The organism is Aquirufa aurantiipilula (assembly GCF_019923745.1).
GTDB lineage: Bacteria > Bacteroidota > Bacteroidia > Cytophagales > Spirosomataceae > Aquirufa > Aquirufa aurantiipilula.
On the sequence record NZ_JAANOG010000003.1, the window covers coordinates 246,378 to 264,087 of the forward strand.

Below are 17,710 nucleotides of genomic sequence, written 5' to 3' on the forward strand. Positions count from 1 at the left end.
TATCCAATATCAGGATGCGTAGGTCTTAAACAAGTAAACCATGGTTTCGGTTCACCTACGCATGGAAAAAAACTCTTTCAATAAAGATTCTGACTCTTCTGCTCTTATTCCTCCAAGTATTTCCGTTTTAGGGTGCAAAACAGACTGCCCCACACGTTCAAATCCTCGTTTTTCTTCTTTTGCTCCATAAACTAGTCTACCCAATTGCGACCAATATAATGCGCCAGCACACATCAAACAAGGCTCTAATGTCACATACATCGTGCAATCTTTCAAATATTTGGCTCCGATTGTTTGCGCCGCTGAAGTAATCGCGATCATCTCAGCATGGGCTGTCACATCCGTTAACACTTCCGTTTGATTATAGGCCTTAGCCACTACTCGCCCTTGGCAAACCACCACAGCACCTACAGGTATTTCTTCCTCATCTAGGGCCTTTTGAGCTTGCATGAGCGCCAACCCCATGTAATATTCATCTTCCTGACTCATCATTAGGCAGGCATTTGAATCACCCGATTTCTCAAATAAAAGTCCAAAATCACAATAGCTGCCATAGCCTCCACGATAGGAACTGCTCTTGGAACCACACAGGGATCATGGCGACCTTTTCCAGAAACGGTAATCTTATCACCCTTCTCATTGATGCTATCCTGATCTTGCATGATGGTGGCTACTGGTTTAAATCCTACTCGGAAATAGATAGGTTCTCCATTGGATATCCCTCCTTGAATACCACCCGAATGGTTGGTCAAAGTGCGCACGGTACCATCAGCTTCTTTCACAATGACGTCATTATGCTCTGAACCCTTCTTTTCTACACCATCAAAACCACTGCCATATTCAAAACCTTTTACAGCATTGATGCTCAACATAGCTTTACCCAACTCAGCATGTAATTTATCAAACACCGGTTCGCCTAAACCAACTGGACAACCTGTGATATAAGCTGAAACAACTCCTCCTACTGAATCTCCCTGTTTACGAATCTCATCAATATAATGAAACATTTGATCTGCCATTTCAGGATCTGGGCAACGCACCGCATTCGTTTCCGTTACACTTAAATCCAATTGTTCAACAGGCCTTAGTAGTTTTAAGGTTCCTACTTGAGAAACATAAGCAGTAATTTTTACGCCCAATTGAGCTAAGACCAATTTAGCCAATGCCCCAGCAGCCACACGGGCAACCGTTTCTCTAGCCGAACTACGTCCGCCTCCTCGATAATCCCTTAATCCATATTTAGCAAAATAGGTGTAATCCGCATGGGAAGGTCTAAACTGATCAGCAATGTGGGAATAATCCTTAGAACGCTGGTCGCCATTCCAAACTAACATGGCTATGGGAGTACCCGTAGTTTTTCCTTCAAATACTCCAGATACCACTTCAATACTATCCGCCTCTTTTCTTTGGGTAGTAATTCTGGATTGCCCAGGCTTTCTTCTATCCAATTCCGACTGAATGAATTCTAAATCAAATGAAATTCCTGCTGGACAGCCTTGAACCACGACACCTACTGCCGCTCCATGTGACTCACCAAAAGTACTAATCTGAAATATTTTCCCGTAAATACTCCCCATATCGCTTTATTTTTTTGTTTTCCAAATCAGGAAAACCAAGACTACAAAAATTGAAAAAATGGTCAAATTAGCTAATTGTCGCCAATTCACCCACCTATTCCACACCACCGTATCTGAATTCAAGTTCTCAATTCCTCGGTACAAACCCTCCATTTCACGACTTGTATTCACGCGTGAATCTGATGGCTGGCCCTGAATTTCTACATCAATCTTTGATCGTAACGTATCAAACTTTTCTGTACGTGTGTTAAAATAAATCCAGTAAAAATACTGCTTTAATGCAAATTTACCCGGTTGTTTAGGAATAATCTGTATAATTTCTGTTATATCTCCCAACATTTTATCCATGGACGGATACACAGAACTTTGTGTAGATAGTCGATTAAAATCCATAAAGTAATCCGATTCCAGCCCTTTTGAATCCCATAAAATACCATTCCCATCACCGATGATACTGGACGTATACAATACTTGCTCTCCTGTTTTTGCCTGATTTTTAGAAATGGATTCTTTCAAGGTGTATATCCCTACAGGTACTTTGTTTGCCAAAGGATGATTGGGTAAAGACCTAGGTTGAATCAACAAAGCAGGAGATTTAAAAACCATCGGAATAGATTTTACTTCGCCAGCGATTTTTTCCTTTTTCAGAATCTGTAAGCTAAGGGAGGGAATTTGAATAGGACGATTATTTAATGCAAAATAAGTGGCTTGAAAAAAACGATATTCGGTATATTTTTTCTGATTGATTTCTACTTTAGAAACTTTTTCAACTTGCAAACCAAAACTTTCTTCCCAACAATTCCTCGGTCTTAGTTGTTGAATTAATTTAGGTAATTGAATATCATTTCGGTCAAATTCTAGCTCTTGGGTATTATTTTCAGGTACAAACAAGGAAAATTTCAAGGTGAAACCTTGCCCAACAAAGGGCCGAACATGATTACTAGCCACCAATAAAAAGGGTTGATTCGCTTTTGCCAACACTTCGTCGGCAAGAGAAACTTCATCAGGATTATTTTCTACAGTGGGCCCAGTACTTAGATTCACAGAAATGTAAAAGGGTTCAAACTTTTGAGCCTGTTGATTGACGACTACTTCATCAGAAGGAATGTAAAACTGCCCTACTCCTAATGCTTGATAGTGCTGAGAATAAATTATGCGTTGTTCTATTTGTCCATTTTGATAATTGGAGGACTTCCCTCGACTTATCCCCAACTTTTGAAAATTGGCTAATTCGGGAAATTTATAAGTAATGGATTCGGGGTTTGTTCCATTGGCGGGCACTGTTATGGAAATTACAAAAGTTTCGTCCTGATTGATATTTTTTGAACCAATCTGAATGGAAAAATCTACTTTGTTTTGAGCGAACAAAGTTTGAAAGCCAAAAATTAAATAAAGAAATAAGCCCAAGAAGGCATTCCGTGAATTCATTCCGGCAATTTAAGCAATTGTCCCAAGCTCTTTAGGCTAGTTCCTAAAAAACTTTAAATCGGAATGATAATCCTAAGGCTGCATACCAGGTATTCTCAATTTGTAAACTTTTTCCTGCAGATATATCCAATTTGAGGTCATCATTGATGTAATAAGCCAAACCGCCGTCTACCCATTGATCGGTTTGACTAGAAGAAGGCATCCTCCCGAAAACCTCTACATAAGCATATCCTCGTTTACCTATATTCATATTGGGGGCAAAACGGTAAATCGCCTCTACTGACCCATTGCTGTGCACTTCCGCTCCTACATTATATCCGAGTCCAAATCCTTTAGGAAAATCATGTTGAATAGTGAAGACAAAATCCCCCACAGAGTGGCGTTCATTATTTCGCTCACTCTCATCTCTTTTTTGGTCATTCACCCGATAATGGGCGATTAAGGAAACTCGAGCAAAGGATTTCTCTGGAAACAATATGGCATATTTGAATCCTACAGCATCCGATTGATAAGTAGAACGACCGCCCTCTTGTCCCCAGACCGAGGTATAGCGAGCTTCCCAGCGTTTCCCTAAACCAATTTTCATCAAAGATGTAGGATATGTTAAGGACATCTCTCCAGATTCAATTTGGCGGTTAAAGCCCCATTCCATTTGGATATAGCCTTTTTTGACAATAAAGGGACATTCAGTCTGGTCAGGACGATCCGTTTCTATTCTACCCTCTTGCTGGGCAAAAAGAGGGAAACTGAACAGAAAAAATAGAATATAGAAGTATTTCGCTCGCAACATACTGCGAGTTTACAAATTTTTAGATTAAACTAAAAATTTATTTAGCCTTTCCTATAGAAAAACCGAGGGCTCCATAAAATTCACCGAACCAAATGGTCTGTGAGGCATGGTCTACCGACCTACCTGTGGTATGTACCTCCCACAAATTAGTATAACCTCCTTTAAACATGGCTTCAAAAAACAAGAGCTTCGTTAAATTCAAGCGTAAACCCGATTTTGCAGATACTCCAGCGCCGGCCAAGTTCCAAAAATTATTAGTACCAACAGTAAATAAACGTACATCTGATCGTGGAACAACTGCCCCGATACCCACTCCATTAATCCAATCTAACTGGAAATTTGATTTCTCTTTTTTCCAAATGGGATGGTAGTTTTCCACTTCCAGAGCTGCATAATTATATCCGTCAGTATGTTCATATTGTAAAAAATCCTTGGATTGAATTACGAAAGGACTGTTGGAATAATTGCCCACATAAGCCGGATTTACAGGTATTTGAGGGTTAGACACTTGTGCGTCAATGTGACCGGTAATATGAGAAGCCTGATCAGGATTCATCACGTATTTCATGTGATCCCAACCCAAGCTTATTGACCAGCTATCATTAATAAAGTAGCCTCCATGTAAATTGAACTGAGGGATGGAAAATAAGGAAGGGTTAAAATACGTTTGAAAACCATCAAAGGGAGTTGGGGCATCACTCGCTTGAACGGCTGCTAGGGTAAAGTCATAACCGGGGCCTTGAAAGCGAATATCAGAAGTGGGATAGGCAGATCTATTATAGCCCCAAAAAACGAAAAACGTTCCTTTACGATGTAAATAATCGGATTGAGAAGAAGCGAGAAATGGGATAAAAAAAAGAAAGAGTAGGATGTACTTAGGCATGAACAAATAAATTAAATATCAATAAAATGATTCCGATTTCCTTAGGCTGAAAAAAGAATACAAAGCTGCTATTTTTTCCACAAAGTATGCTCAAAATATCATGATTTTCATCAGAAAATTAGGTTTTAATAATCAAATTTTAGTAACATTGACGTAACTTGCGAGTTCAAATTTATAATTAGAGTACCAATACTAAGCGAGAAACAAAACGCGCAAAATTGGCCATAGAATATGAAAAAATCATCACCAAAGTTTGAATACAAAACATTTACTTTAGGTAGTGAGATAACCCAGGAGCAGAAAGACTACTTTACCAAATTTGGAGTTATTCAGTTTAAGGGTTTCATTACCGATGAAACTGCCCAGTTATTTATCCAGGAATTAGCTCAGATTGAGAGAAAATGGTTGGATGATAAAGTGGAAAAAATCAATGGAATTCCATTGAAGTTTGGTAAAGATCCACAAGGTAATGACATGATTCAGCGCATGTGTTTTACGAACAAGTATAGTCCCGTTTTAGGTGAATTCTTAAAAGACCCTCGTTTCCAATTATTAACTGAATTTTTGGCACCTTACGATGGACGTCTAAGTGAAGATGAAAAAGACGGCTTGGTGTTTAATCACTATGTGAATCAGCCGAACTCTAAATTCACTCAAATGGGTTGGCATACGGATAGCCCTAGAGATTTATTTTTGGGTCAAAAGATTTTACCTATGTTAAACGTAGGTATACATTTAGATAATTGTCCATCAGCCAATGGTGGTTTACGTGTAATCCCGGGAACTCAAAACCAAAGTGTACTAAAGTTATTGTTTGGCAAAAAACAATTCATCGATCACCGTCCAGATCCACGTGAAGTAGCCTTTGAAATAGAGCGTGGCGATCTAACAATACATGATGGCCGCTTATGGCACCGTGTGGAGGTTTCTCCTAATTTTGGAGAAAAATCGCGCAGACGTGTGATGTACGTTCCAATCATCACGGGTAAATTCAAACCGAAATCAGAAAACAGTAAAACACCTTTCTACCATCGATTTGCGAAAGTAGTTCAGAAATAAACAAAAAGCCCTCAATTAATGAGGGCTTTTTTATGCTATTTTGATTCCATATAGGACTGCAAAATGATGGTTGCGGAAACCCGATCCACCGTGGCTTTCACCCTTCGATCTTTCTTAGACATCCCACCTGCTATCATAGCCTTCATGGCCATTTGGGAAGTAAAGCGTTCATCATGCAATCGTAAAGGTGTTGCCGGAAATTTCTTTTGAATTTGCTTGATAATGTTCCTTACAGCTTGGGTGGAATCCGTATCGGTATTGTCCAAATTCTTTGGCATACCAATGACCAGTTCATCCACTTGTTCCTTTGCCATATAATCAGCCAAAAAAACCAACAATTGATGAGATGGAACAGTCTCCAATCCATTGGCAATAATTTGCAGAGGATCTGTCACGGCAATACCCGTACGCTTTAAGCCATAGTCAATCGCCAGTATTCTTCCCATGTTGGATGATTCCCAAGAATCTTTTAGGATATTAAACCTTTGTCACGCAAAATCTTATCCAATAATTTACGATCGTTATCGCTCGTTAACACGTTAAAAGGCAAATGAATGAACTGGTATTTGCCCATCGTAAATACATAGGCATCTTTATCCTTGTAAGCACTTGTTATCATATCCCACTTGATCATTCCTCCTTCTTTATCTGAGATTTTCATGAAAATCTGACGACTATCAATCTCATAACGATACTTATCAAACAATTGCTTGTATTGAGCTAACTGAGTAATTCCTGTAAATTGAATCAACCAAAACAAGACATAGCCAATCACACCGACTACGATGAAAATGTAAATCCAGTAGTTTTTATAAACAGCTGTTAGATTCAATGCCACGTTTCCAAGAATCAAAGCCAATGGCAAAAATGACCATTTCCACTGATTAGAGAAGAGTTGACGCATACACAAGCCGATGTATTTATTCTTTTCAAGGGAAAATTTCTTCGTCTTAATTGCTAAAGGGTTACTGGGTGCTTGCTGAACTCGCTGCTGAGCCCCATACATTTTGGCCATATATCTATTATTTTAATCGCTAAATAAGTCGCAAAGGTACAAAATTTGAATACTTTTTGGTAATTTCAGAGGCTATTTTGAATGAATCCCATTAGCATGAATTCCAAACAAATACTTGACGGTCCGGCTTTGCTTCAAAAAATTCGTCGAATTGCCTTTCAAATTTTTGAAAACAATTTTGAAGAGAAAGAAATCATCATCGCCGGGATAGTAGGTGAAGGCTTTACCCTAGCCCAACTGTTGTGTCAAAACATCTTGGAAATCTCCTCCATCAAGGCTCAGGCCGTAGCTATTCAATTAAATAAAGACGTTCCTTACGAAAGTCCAGTTCAGTTTGATTGCGACAAAAGCATCTTTGAAGACAAAGTGATTATCGTGGTAGATGATGTATTAAATACAGGAAGAACTTTTTCTTACAGCCTTGCTCCTTTCCTAAGTATGCACGTCAAAAAGATTCAAGTGGCGGTAGTGGTAGATCGTAATTACCGCAAATTTCCCATTTCTGCAGATTATATTGGCTATCAAATGTCGACTACCTTATCTGAACACGTAGAAGTTGTTTTATCCGACAAAAGTAGATTAGGCGTTTATCTGCGTTAAGCATTCCAAATTTCCCAGGCTTTGTCGGCCTGTCCATGCAGCATTTCAAGACCTTCATAAACTCCTCCCACACCTTGGGCGACACCTTTTTCCAAAAAAGCCGTCCTTAAAGGGTTATAAACGATATCGTATAAATAATGTTGATTGTTCAACAAATGATAATCAATGGGGGGAAATGAGTCAATGTTGGGATACATACCTAATGGAGTTGAGTTCACAATCAAGCCCACCTCATCCATCGCGGCAGCTAAATCTTCATATGAAATCTGACCTTCTACAGGTGTTCGAGAAACTTTCCACACAGTTATACCTAAGTCCTCTAAAGCAGCAATAATTGCCTTTGCCGCTCCACCTTGACCTAAAACCACAGCCTTCTTTGATTTAAATTCAGGAAAAGCATCCCAAGATTCAATCGTTTGACGAAAACCCCAATAGTCGGTATTAAAGCCTTTGGTCTTACCATCAGGGAATATTTTAATGGTATTGACAGCACCAATCTTAGCCGCTGCTGGATCTATTTCATCCAATAAAGACATGATTTGTTGCTTATAGGGAATCGTCACATTTAAGCCTTTTAACTGACCTTTATGTGCTGATTTTAGAGTCAAAAAATCTTCAATTTGAGGAATTTCAAATTGCTCATAGGAATGACTTTCTGATAAACCCCATTTTTCAAACTTCTCTGTAAAGTACTTTTTAGAAAAAGAATGCCCTAAAGGATATCCGAGCAAACCATACAAGTGGGAAATGGACATATTACTTAGAAGAGAATTTTTGCTTAAGAATACCCAGTATGATTGGTAAAACCGAAACTCCAACAATACCTAAAACGACCTTTTCAAAGTTGGATTTAACCCATTCATTATCACCCAAAAAATAACCTGCCAAGGTAATGCTCGTTACCCAAAGGCATGCTCCCAGAAAGCCAAATAATAAATAGACTGAATATGACATGCGTCCTGCACCAGCAACAAATGGGGCTACTGTGCGTACAATAGGGACAAAACGTGCAATGATCACTGTTTTCACTCCGTATTTCTCATAGAATTTTTCTGTTTCTTCGAAATGCGAACGCTTTAAAAACAAGATTTTATCTTTGGAACGTACATAGGCACTGAAATATTTACCCATGAAATAGTTTACTTGATCCCCACTTAAAGCAGCGAATATCAACATCGGTATTACAATGGCAATGGATAATTGACCTGATGCCGCGGCGATCAAACCGACTGAAAACAAAAGGGAATCACCTGGCAATAAAGGTGTTACCACCAAGCCCGTTTCCATAAACACGATGGCGAATAATAAAGCATAAGTTAAAGAACCATGCGCTGCGATAAACTCCGTTAAAAAATGTAATGGGTCCTTTAATAAATCTAAGGCTTGTTGTATCATGTTTGCTTCAATTAGATAACATAAAAAACCCCGAAAATTCGGGGCTTAACTTATTTGGTTAAGAAATGATCAAAGGTGTCTCCGCGTAAACCTAGTCGGATTGTCTCTAATGAAATCACTTCATTAGGAGCAATATTTCCTACGTTGACATTAGCGCCTACCAGTTTCACAAACCATACTTGTTGTGATTTTTGGGGTGCTTCCCAAATGATACTTTCTTCTGGAATTTCAGTTAAAATCTCCTCTACTAAACCTTGGCGAACCTCTCCAGAAGAGCGGAAAAGTCCCACGTTACCACCTTCTCTAGCTTCTCCAATTACTTTCCATGCGCCAGCTTCTAACTCCATGCGCATCAATTTTATCCACTTATATGGAGGTATAATTTTTGCCTCGTCTTTAGAACCTACTTCTGAGAGAACGGTTACTTGTTGAGATAGTTGGCGAATATATTCACACTTCACATCCGAATTCATTTCTACTGAACCATCCGAAATTTCAGCATATTCCATGCCATATTGATCTAATACACGACGGTACTCATCCACTTCTCCACGGATATAAAATGCTTCAAATAAAGTACCACCGAAATAAACAGGGATGCCTGCTGACTTATAAATAGCTAATTTCTCTTTTAGATTGGGGGTTACATAGGAAGTAGCCCATCCTAATTTCACTAAATCAGTATAACTTCCCGCGACCTCTAAAAAATCTTCAACTTGACGAAGGCTAAGGCCTTTGTCCATGACCATAGTCAAACCCTTTTGACGTGGCTTTTCAAATCTTTCTGGTATTTGGGATAAATTATAGTTCATATAGAAACAAGCAGTAGGTTAATTGTTGATTGTTTTTTCCTGCTATCCTACAAAAATAAGCATTACATCTGATTGAGCCAAACCTCCTATAATCCAATTCTACTGAAAGCTCAAAAGAAGATATCCTTTTGTATATTTGCAAAAAAAATAGACATGAAAAACTCATTTTTACTTTTACTTTTCACCTGCCTATTTACTTCGATGAGCCTGGCAGAGCCCCCAAGTGATGTCATTTTGGGTGATTGGATTTCCCAAGAAAAAGACGGCAAAATAACCGTATTTAAACAAGGGGATAAATATTATGGGAAAATTTCTTGGAGTAAAACGCCAGGCAAAAAAGATGTAAAAAATCCAAACGAAGCCTTGCGCAATCGAGATTTACTCGGAACTGTCATTTTGAAAGATTTTACTTTCACAGGTTCTGCTTGGGAAAAAGGAACCATTTATGACCCTCATTCTGGTAAAACCTACGACTGCATTTTAAAAGTAAAAGATAATAATAAGTCCCTTGATATTCGAGGATTTGTGGGAGTTGCCATGTTTGGCAGAACTAGCACATGGACTCGTCCACAATAATAATTTACCACCGCCTACACTTACATCCACATGAAAGCAAATGATAAAGCCATCGCATTTTTGTCTCAATATATTGGCAAGAGAATGGCCCACGAAAATCCGAATCCCATTACCCGATATTTGGATGGTGTATTAAAATCTGTTTCAGCAGGTTCCATGACAGCCGAATTTGAAGTCAGGGAAGATCAATGCAATCATGCAGGTGTTTTGCACGGAGGTGTTATTTCCATGCTCTTGGATGAAATGATGGGAACCACCTTAATTACCTGCGATATTGAGCATTTATATGTCACCATCAACCTTAGCATCGATTTTCTTTACGGCGCCAAAGCAGGAGAAAAAATTACTGTGGTATCTGAAGTCTTTCGCGTAGGAAAAAAAGTAGCCAATGTGGAAGCTAAAATGTACAATGCCGAAGGTAAATTATTGGCAAAAGGTTCAAGTAACCTTGCCGCCACATCCATACCTTTTAAAATGTAATTAAGACAGAATTTGGTAAACCAAGAACGCGGCTAAATAGGCCAAAGTCGTCATGTAGCCAAATTGAATCAAAGGATATTTCCAGGATTTAGTCTCGCGGTAGGTAGTCGCTAAAGTACTCATGCATTGCATTGCAAAGGCATAAAATATCAATAGGGAAAAACCTAGAGCCGCATCATACATCGGTTTGCCCGTATCTGGGTTTATTTCTGCCCGCATGCGATTCTTAATAGTGGCATTTTCATTGTCCACTTCACCACCCAAACTGTAAATGGTGGACATCGTTCCAACAAATACTTCCCTAGCAGCAAAAGAGGTAATCAAAGCAATACCAATTTTCCAATCGTATCCCAAAGGCTTGATGGCGGGTTCAATTAATTTACCAAAATGCCCTGCGTAGGAATTCTCTAGCTTCTCTGATGCTATTTTGTTACTCAAGTCTACTCCAGATAAAGTAGGGTTTTTCAATCTCACTTGCTCCTCAATCTTAGCCATACTATCGCCAGGGCCGTAACTAGCAAATACCCATAAGACAATGGATATAGCTACAATGATTTTTCCTGCTTCAAAAACAAAGGCTCTTACAGAATTGTAAATGGAAATGGCTACGTGCTTAAATCGAGGGCCTTTATAGGTCGGCAATTCCATGATGAAATAGCTTCTTTCTTTAGCTCTCAATATTTTCTTCAATACCCAAGCTGAAAGCAAAGCCATGAAAAATCCTAAAAGATATAAACCAAAAAGGGCCACTCCCTGTAAATTAAATACGCCAAATAAGGTATTCTTTTCGGGAACAACCAAGGCGATTAATACGGTATAAATAGGTAATCGAGCCGAGCAAGACATTAATGGAGTCACCAAGATGGTAATTAAACGATCTTTCCATGAACCAATAGATCGTGTACTCATAATGGCAGGCACCGCACAAGCAATCCCTGAAATCAAAGGCACAACTGATTTACCGTTTAATCCAAATCGGCGCATCATTTTGTCCATGATGAACATCACGCGCGACATATAGCCTGTTTCTTCCAACATAGAAATGAAGAAGAACAAGAAAGCGATTTGAGGCACGAATATCAACACCCCACCGACACCGGCAATTAAGCCATCGGTCAACATTCCTGTCAAAGGAGAATCAGGCAAAATGCCTTTCAACCAATCATTTAATTGAGCTACTCCCCCATCAATCAAATCCATGGGATATGTTGCCCAAGTAAATACGGCTTGGAACATCACAAATAAGATGGCCAAGAAAATGACATAGCCCCAAAACGAATGTATAAAGACTTTATCCAATCGATCTGTCCAGGTTTTTACTGGCTCCGCATCCCATTGTCGATTCAAATTGATCACACACCGTTCTACCACTTCGGATATCTGCTCGTATCGCCTAACCGTTTCAGCTGATTTGTATTTCTTTGGTTCAAATTGATGCTTTTCCATCAAATGATCGAAAGATTCGCGCTGCTCTTGATTAAACATTTTCATGCGATCATGTTCCATCAACCACAATAAAGAACGGTAAGGGTCTGCTTCGCCAAATTGCTTTTGAACATCTTCGATTAACTCTTCAGAAACTGGCAACGGCAAGGCATCATTGGAAGCATAGCGATGTTTCAATGTTTTAATCACGGCCAATTTCAATCCACCCACTCCAATTCCCTTTTTGGCATTGATTTCGGCAACCTCCACATTAAGTTCACGCGCCAATTTCAAAGAATTAATCACAAAGCCTTGATTTTCAGCTACATCAATCATATTCAAGGCCAAAACCGTAGGAATTCCTAAGTCGCGTACCTGAGAAAAGAGTAATAAATTACGCTTTAAATTGGAAGCATCCGCTACCACAATGGCCATATCCGGATAATCTGGATGTTTAGGATTACCCAAAATATTGATAACTAATTCTTCATCAATGGATTTGGGATATATACTATAAATGCCCGGTAAATCCAGAATTTCAATATTTCTGCCTGGTTCTAGTTCCCAAATACCTGTCAACTTATCCATGGTTACCCCGGGAAAGTTTCCTGTTTTTTGGTTCAGTCCTGTCAATGTATTGAACAAAGAGGATTTCCCAGCATTTGGATTACCAATAAGCGCTATTCTGGTTACGTTAGCCAAAGTTTAATTTATTTTCGTTTGATTTGAATGGTAGCCGCTTCCTCTCTTCGCATGGTTAAGGTATAACCAGAAACTTTTAAAGCGATGGGATCGCCAAAAGGAGCATGATGGGTTAATATCACTTCGGTACCGGGCAAACAGCCCATTTCTAAAAGCTTTAATGAGAGTATTTCATCCGTAAACCCTGTTATTTCACCATGTTCCCCTATCCGTAAATCCGCCAGTGTTAGCATATTCAATCCTCCATTCTTATTTAGAATAATTCAAAATTAGGCACAAATGTACTAAGTATTTCTGAGCTAAAAAATGATAATTCTTAGTTTTGAATAATTTGATTTTAAATACCCAAAATACTCTTAGGAATATTCATCAAAGCCAACTTTCTGTCGTAAATTGCAGGTCCTTTACTAATTTGACATTGATAATGCTTCAGGAGATCAAGGTTTTGTTTCAAAAAGAGCTACAGCTAGAATGGCGTCAAAAATATGCCGTTCATGGTTTGTTGCTTTACCTGGCTTCTACCATCTTCGTTAGTTATTTATCCTTTAAAGCCAAGCAAGAATCCATCAGTCCTATCACATGGAATGTGCTATTCTGGGTCATTTTGCTCTTTATTGCCATCAATGCCATTGGTAAAAGTTTTACCCAAGAGTCCTCACAGCGGGGGATATTTTACTATACTTTAGTAAAACCTGAGTCTGTTATTTATTCTAAAATCCTATACAATTCCATCTTAATGACAGGAATTTCCTTGGTGGGAATTTTTATGTATTCATGGGTCATGGGAAATCCGGTCGGCAACATGTCGCTGTATGTCATTGCCCTGATTTTAGGTTCCATAGGCTTTGCTTCAACTTTATCCTTGGTGGGTGGCATTGCCGCACAAGCAGAAAACACTTCTACATTGATGGCGGTTTTAAGTTTCCCCATCATCATACCTTTATTACTATTCTTATTAAAACTTTCCAAAAGCGCATTAGATGGTATTTCTATTGCTGAAAACTGGGATGAAATCGCGGTACTAGCCTCTCTAGATGTGATTGTGATTGTTTTATCAGGAATACTATTCCCTTATATATGGAGACACTAAAAAAATATTATTGGAAGTGGGCTGGTATGCTGTTATTGGTCTACACCATGTACATGGGATTTGCTGGGCAAGTGCCTCGTCAAGCCATTCTGAATGAAACGGTTCGCAACTTATACTTCCACGTGACCATGTGGTTCAGTATGATTGCCCTGCTGGGAGTATCGGTTTATCATTCCATTCAATATTTGCGTAAATCCGACCCCATGGATGATTTGAAATCCAATGCCTATGTCATTACAGGTCTAATTTTTGCCACTTTGGGATTAATTACGGGTAGTATTTGGGCTAAATTTACTTGGGGAGATTGGTGGACCAACGACCCTAAATTGAACTCTGTTGCTATTGGAATGCTCATTTACTTGGCTTATGGACTAGTACGCTCTTCCCTACCTGATGAACAGCAAAAAGCCAGGATATCATCTGTTTATAATATTTTTGCCTTCATCATTTTCATGGTTCTTATTTGGATATTACCTCGTATGACGGATTCTTTGCATCCAGGAAATGGTGGTAATCCAGGTTTCAATTCCATGGATTTAGATAACCGCATGCGCATGGTATTTTATCCTGCCATTTTAGGATGGATGTCCTTGGGTTTTTGGTATGCCCAATTACGCATTCGGATCAGAAAAATTGAAGTTTTATTAGAAGAAAAAGAACAAGTATGAAAAAATATATCTTAACCCTTTTGTTCAGTTTTACCTGCTTTTTAGGTTTAGCTCAAAATGAGATTGAAATGGCGGACAAGTTTCGCGCGGATGGCAAAATCTATGTCGTTATAGCGGTAGTGCTCGTTATTTTAATCGGACTATTCATCTATCTGTTCAGTCTAGACAAAAAAGTGAGTGCCCTTGAAAAAGAGCTCAAAAAATAAAACGTATGAAAAAGACACATATCATAGGTCTGATTCTAATCGCTGTAGCCATTGGAATTATTTTAATCACCACAGGAGATGCCAGTACCTACGTTGGCTTTGATGAAGCCGAACGCATCTCTCAAAATGATCCAAACCAAAAAGTTCACGTAGTTGGGACCTTAAAAAAAGATGCACAAGGCAAAATTGTTGGCATGCATTTTGACCCTGCGGTGGATGCCAATCGCTTGGAATTCATTGTTCAGGATAGTTTAGGCAGAGAAAATCAAGTGATCTATGCTGCACCTAAACCTCAGGATTTTGAACGCTCTGAAAAGATTGTGTTGGTAGGAAGTATGAAGCCAGACAAGATTTTCTATTGCGATAAAATTTTATTGAAATGCCCTTCTAAATATCAAGAAGGTAAAATTTCGGCTGACTCATCAGCCACGTATGAAGCAAAAAAACAATTATGATACACGAGACAATCGGATCAGTTGGTCACCTATTAGTCATCATATCCTTTGTAACTGCCCTTTTGGCTACGTTCTCCTATTTCAAAGCCACGCAAACGGCGGATGAATTAGCAGCTAAAGATTGGGTAAAATTAGCCAGAGGTATTTTCATCATTCATCTCATTGCTGTGATTGGTGTAGCATCTAGCTTATTTGTCATCATATACAATCACTATTTCGAATATCATTACGCCTTCTCCCATTCATCCAAAGCCTTACCTATGGCTTTCATGATTTCATGCTATTGGGAAGGACAAGAGGGCAGTTTCCTTTTGTGGATTTTCTGGCAAGCGATTTTAGGTGTGATATTGATGGTCAAAAACCCAAAATGGGAAGCACCAGTCATGACCGTTTTTGCCTTGGTTCAAACCTTTTTAACCTCGATGATTTTAGGAGTCATTCTTCCTTACATCGATTTAAAAATTGGATCCTCACCATTCTTATTATTGCGTGAAGCTCAGCCAGACCTTCCTGTGTGGAGCTTACAACCAAATTTCATTCCTAAAGACGGCCGTGGACTAAATCCATTGTTACAAAATTATTGGATGGTAATTCACCCTCCCACCTTATTCTTGGGATTTGCTTTAACCTTAGTGCCATTTGCTTATTTAATTGCGGGCCTTTGGAAAAATCAATTAACAGAATGGATCAAACCAGCATTGCCTTGGGCTCTTTTTGGCGCAGGAATTTTAGGTATTGGTATCATGATGGGAGCCTATTGGGCTTATGAAACCTTGAACTTTGGTGGTTATTGGAACTGGGATCCCGTAGAAAATGCTTCTTTCGTTCCCTGGTTAGTACTCATTGGTGCCATACACACCATGATTGCTTATAAGCATTCCAGTGCTGCCTTAAAAACATCCATCATTTTGGTGATATGTACCTTTATTTTGGTTTTATATTCCACTTTCCTAAACCGATCAGGAATCTTAGGAAATGCTTCTGTTCACTCCTTTACCGACTTAGGGCTATCAGGACAGTTGTTGATTTACATGTTGACCTTCTTGTTTGTAGCCATATTTTTTGCGGCAAAAAGATGGAAACAATTACCTGTGGATGAAAAAGAATTAGGCATTTATTCTCGTGAATTCTGGATTTTCGTAGGGGCCTCTATTTTAGGCTTATCTGCTTTCCAATTGATTTTCACGACTTCCATTCCTGTCTACAATAAAATTGCAGAGGCTTTCGGAATCGTATCGAATATCGCATTGCCTGCTGACCAAGTAGAACATTACAGCAAAATTCAAATTTGGATTTTCTTGGCCATTGCGGCATTGAGTGCTGTAGGACAATACATTTGGTGGGGGAAATTGAAAGAGTCCACTTCTTTTAAACCACTGACCAACTCCGCTTTGGTAGCTACTTTATTTACCGTTCTTTTTGTCAACTTAGGCAAGGTTTATACGGTTTCGTACATCTTATTGTTGTGGACAAGTTTATTCTCTGTTATTGCCAATTTCAATATCCTGATATTCTTAATTCGCCAGCGATTTAATTTGGTGGGAGGAGCCATGGCCCACGTAGGACTGGCGGTTATGCTCATTGGTATTTTATTTTCTTCTGGATATTCCAAAGTCGTTTCATTAAACCGATCTGGGTTTGCCATTTCCAATAAGGTTGAACAGTTTACCAAAGATGATAACAAAGAAAATAAAGAGAACCTTCCACTTTGGCTAGGCCAAGGTGCTCAAATGCAAGATTATTTAGTGACTTATAAAGGTCGAATGATAGAATTGCGCGGTAAGCCTGGTTATTATCCAAGAAAAGATTTTGAAGTGATAGAAGGTGATTTTCATGCTGTAGCTTTACGCAACGTGGAAAAAGACGGTCAGTTGATTGCTAAAAAAGGAGATACCTTAACCGTGGAACCCGAGAACACCTACTATGAATTAGAATTTAAAAATGCCGAAGGAAAATCGGTTTCACTCTATCCTCGTTGGCAAGTAAATCCTAAAATGGGAACAGCCATTTCGCCCGACGTAAAACATGCTTGGAGCCACGACATTTACACTTATGTTTCACTGGACCCTCGTTTAGCCGCCGAAGCAGGAGAAGAAAAACAATGGAGTCAAACAGTTAACTCCACGGTGAGTATTGGTGACACGCTATTTTTAAATGATTTTGTGGCTGTTTTACAAGATGTATCTCGAGTGAATACAGTAGAAGATATGACCTTAGGACCCAACGATGCTGCCGTAAAAGCGCAATTCCAGGTTTTAGGTAAAAATTTCCAACAATTCTCTCTGGCACCACTTTTCATCATCAAAGGAGGCATGGTAGCTATGCCAGCTTTTGAAAGTGAAGAAACAGGGATCAAAATTAAATTCACGGCCATCAACCCGAAAACACAACAATTTAGTTTTGCGGTTAATACGACTCAGCAAGACTTAATTATTATCAAAGCCTTGGAAAAACCTTACATCAATTTAGTTTGGGTGGGGTCCATTTTGGTCTTTATAGGATTGTTTGTGGCCATGTTCCGTAGATTACAACAACCCAAAGCTGCTTAA

General features: G+C 39.0%; 21 protein-coding genes. 9 read left to right on the top strand and 12 right to left on the bottom strand.

Annotated elements, in window-relative coordinates:
* Window positions 1-51 precede the first annotated feature (51 nt).
* The 5 genes from G9H60_RS04690 to G9H60_RS04710 are packed head-to-tail and all read right to left on the bottom strand — an operon-like array spanning window position 52 to window position 4,678.
* Window positions 52-492 (bottom strand): nucleoside deaminase, encoded by a 441-nt coding sequence (locus G9H60_RS04690; protein ID WP_262899946.1) that lies wholly within the window; start codon window positions 490-492, stop codon window positions 52-54.
* Entirely contained in the window at window positions 492-1,577 is a 1,086-nt protein-coding gene (aroC, locus tag G9H60_RS04695) for a chorismate synthase (RefSeq protein WP_223142947.1), read from the bottom strand. Before aroC ends, G9H60_RS04690 begins: the two co-directional genes overlap by 1 nt.
* Before the next feature lie 6 nt (window positions 1,578-1,583).
* Window positions 1,584-3,005, bottom strand: coding sequence for a BatD family protein (locus G9H60_RS04700; RefSeq protein ID WP_223142948.1), 1,422 nt, complete (start codon window positions 3,003-3,005; stop codon window positions 1,584-1,586).
* A gap of 43 nt (window positions 3,006-3,048) precedes the next feature.
* A complete protein-coding gene (locus tag G9H60_RS04705; RefSeq protein WP_223142949.1) occupies window positions 3,049-3,795 on the bottom strand; it encodes a transporter in 747 nt (248 codons plus the stop codon).
* Between the two features lie 37 nt (window positions 3,796-3,832).
* A complete protein-coding gene (locus tag G9H60_RS04710) occupies window positions 3,833-4,678 on the bottom strand; it encodes a hypothetical protein (RefSeq protein WP_223142950.1) in 846 nt (281 codons plus the stop codon).
* 231 nt (window positions 4,679-4,909) lie between these two features.
* Between G9H60_RS04710 and G9H60_RS04715 the strand changes: the two genes are divergently transcribed.
* Window positions 4,910-5,737 (top strand): phytanoyl-CoA dioxygenase family protein, encoded by an 828-nt coding sequence (locus G9H60_RS04715; protein ID WP_223142951.1) that lies wholly within the window; start codon window positions 4,910-4,912, stop codon window positions 5,735-5,737.
* Window positions 5,738-5,772: 35 nt separating this feature from the next.
* Here the strand turns inward: G9H60_RS04715 and ruvX are convergent, their stop codons facing one another.
* The gene (ruvX, locus tag G9H60_RS04720) at window positions 5,773-6,183 is read right to left on the bottom strand and encodes a Holliday junction resolvase RuvX (protein ID WP_223142952.1); all 411 of its coding nucleotides are present in this window, start codon (window positions 6,181-6,183) and stop codon (window positions 5,773-5,775) included.
* Window positions 6,184-6,206: 23 nt separating this feature from the next.
* Window positions 6,207-6,752 (bottom strand): YcxB family protein, encoded by a 546-nt coding sequence (locus G9H60_RS04725; protein WP_223142953.1) that lies wholly within the window; start codon window positions 6,750-6,752, stop codon window positions 6,207-6,209.
* Between the two features lie 96 nt (window positions 6,753-6,848).
* On the opposite strand from G9H60_RS04725, the gene G9H60_RS04730 reads away from it, so the two are divergent.
* The gene (locus G9H60_RS04730) at window positions 6,849-7,352 is read left to right on the top strand and encodes a phosphoribosyltransferase family protein (RefSeq protein ID WP_223142954.1); all 504 of its coding nucleotides are present in this window, start codon (window positions 6,849-6,851) and stop codon (window positions 7,350-7,352) included.
* On the opposite strand, the gene G9H60_RS04735 is transcribed toward G9H60_RS04730, so the two are convergent.
* From G9H60_RS04735 to G9H60_RS04745, 3 genes are read right to left on the bottom strand one after another with little or no spacing between them, the layout of a single operon-like run.
* Entirely contained in the window at window positions 7,349-8,107 is a 759-nt protein-coding gene (locus tag G9H60_RS04735) for a shikimate dehydrogenase family protein (RefSeq protein WP_223142955.1), read from the bottom strand. The genes G9H60_RS04730 and G9H60_RS04735 overlap by 4 nt on opposite strands.
* Window position 8,108: 1 nt before the next feature.
* Entirely contained in the window at window positions 8,109-8,747 is a 639-nt protein-coding gene (locus tag G9H60_RS04740) for a VTT domain-containing protein (protein ID WP_223142956.1), read from the bottom strand.
* 50 nt (window positions 8,748-8,797) lie between these two features.
* Entirely contained in the window at window positions 8,798-9,559 is a 762-nt protein-coding gene (locus tag G9H60_RS04745) for a phosphosulfolactate synthase (RefSeq protein ID WP_223142957.1), read from the bottom strand.
* A 153-nt stretch (window positions 9,560-9,712) separates the two neighbouring features.
* On the opposite strand from G9H60_RS04745, the gene G9H60_RS04750 reads away from it, so the two are divergent.
* The gene (locus G9H60_RS04750) at window positions 9,713-10,135 is read left to right on the top strand and encodes a DUF2147 domain-containing protein (RefSeq protein WP_223142958.1); all 423 of its coding nucleotides are present in this window, start codon (window positions 9,713-9,715) and stop codon (window positions 10,133-10,135) included.
* Window positions 10,136-10,165: 30 nt separating this feature from the next.
* On the top strand, window positions 10,166-10,615 hold the full coding sequence (locus tag G9H60_RS04755; RefSeq protein WP_223142959.1) for a PaaI family thioesterase: 450 nt from the start codon (window positions 10,166-10,168) through the stop codon (window positions 10,613-10,615).
* On the opposite strand, the gene feoB is transcribed toward G9H60_RS04755, so the two are convergent.
* A complete protein-coding gene (feoB, locus tag G9H60_RS04760) occupies window positions 10,616-12,742 on the bottom strand; it encodes a ferrous iron transport protein B (protein ID WP_262899947.1) in 2,127 nt (708 codons plus the stop codon).
* Between the two features lie 8 nt (window positions 12,743-12,750).
* Window positions 12,751-12,981 carry a FeoA family protein gene (locus G9H60_RS04765; protein ID WP_109322050.1) on the bottom strand — a complete coding sequence of 77 codons (231 nt, stop codon included), beginning with the start codon at window positions 12,979-12,981 and terminating at the stop codon, window positions 12,751-12,753.
* A 185-nt stretch (window positions 12,982-13,166) separates the two neighbouring features.
* Here G9H60_RS04765 and G9H60_RS04770 point away from each other — a divergent pair, with 185 nt between their 5' ends.
* The 5 genes from G9H60_RS04770 to ccsA (G9H60_RS04790) are packed head-to-tail and all read left to right on the top strand — an operon-like array spanning window position 13,167 to window position 17,710.
* Window positions 13,167-13,832, top strand: coding sequence for a heme exporter protein CcmB (locus tag G9H60_RS04770; protein ID WP_223142960.1), 666 nt, complete (start codon window positions 13,167-13,169; stop codon window positions 13,830-13,832).
* Window positions 13,820-14,500: a cytochrome c biogenesis protein CcsA gene (gene ccsA / locus G9H60_RS04775; protein WP_223142961.1), complete on the top strand. Its 681-nt coding sequence runs from the start codon at window positions 13,820-13,822 to the stop codon at window positions 14,498-14,500. The genes G9H60_RS04770 and ccsA (G9H60_RS04775) overlap by 13 nt, the downstream gene beginning before the upstream one ends.
* On the top strand, window positions 14,497-14,706 hold the full coding sequence (locus tag G9H60_RS04780) for a CcmD family protein (RefSeq protein ID WP_223142962.1): 210 nt from the start codon (window positions 14,497-14,499) through the stop codon (window positions 14,704-14,706). The genes ccsA (G9H60_RS04775) and G9H60_RS04780 overlap by 4 nt, the downstream gene beginning before the upstream one ends.
* 5 nt (window positions 14,707-14,711) lie before the next feature.
* Window positions 14,712-15,161: a cytochrome c maturation protein CcmE domain-containing protein gene (locus G9H60_RS04785; protein WP_223142963.1), complete on the top strand. Its 450-nt coding sequence runs from the start codon at window positions 14,712-14,714 to the stop codon at window positions 15,159-15,161.
* On the top strand, window positions 15,158-17,710 hold the full coding sequence (gene ccsA / locus G9H60_RS04790; protein ID WP_223142964.1) for a cytochrome c biogenesis protein CcsA: 2,553 nt from the start codon (window positions 15,158-15,160) through the stop codon (window positions 17,708-17,710). The genes G9H60_RS04785 and ccsA (G9H60_RS04790) overlap by 4 nt, the downstream gene beginning before the upstream one ends.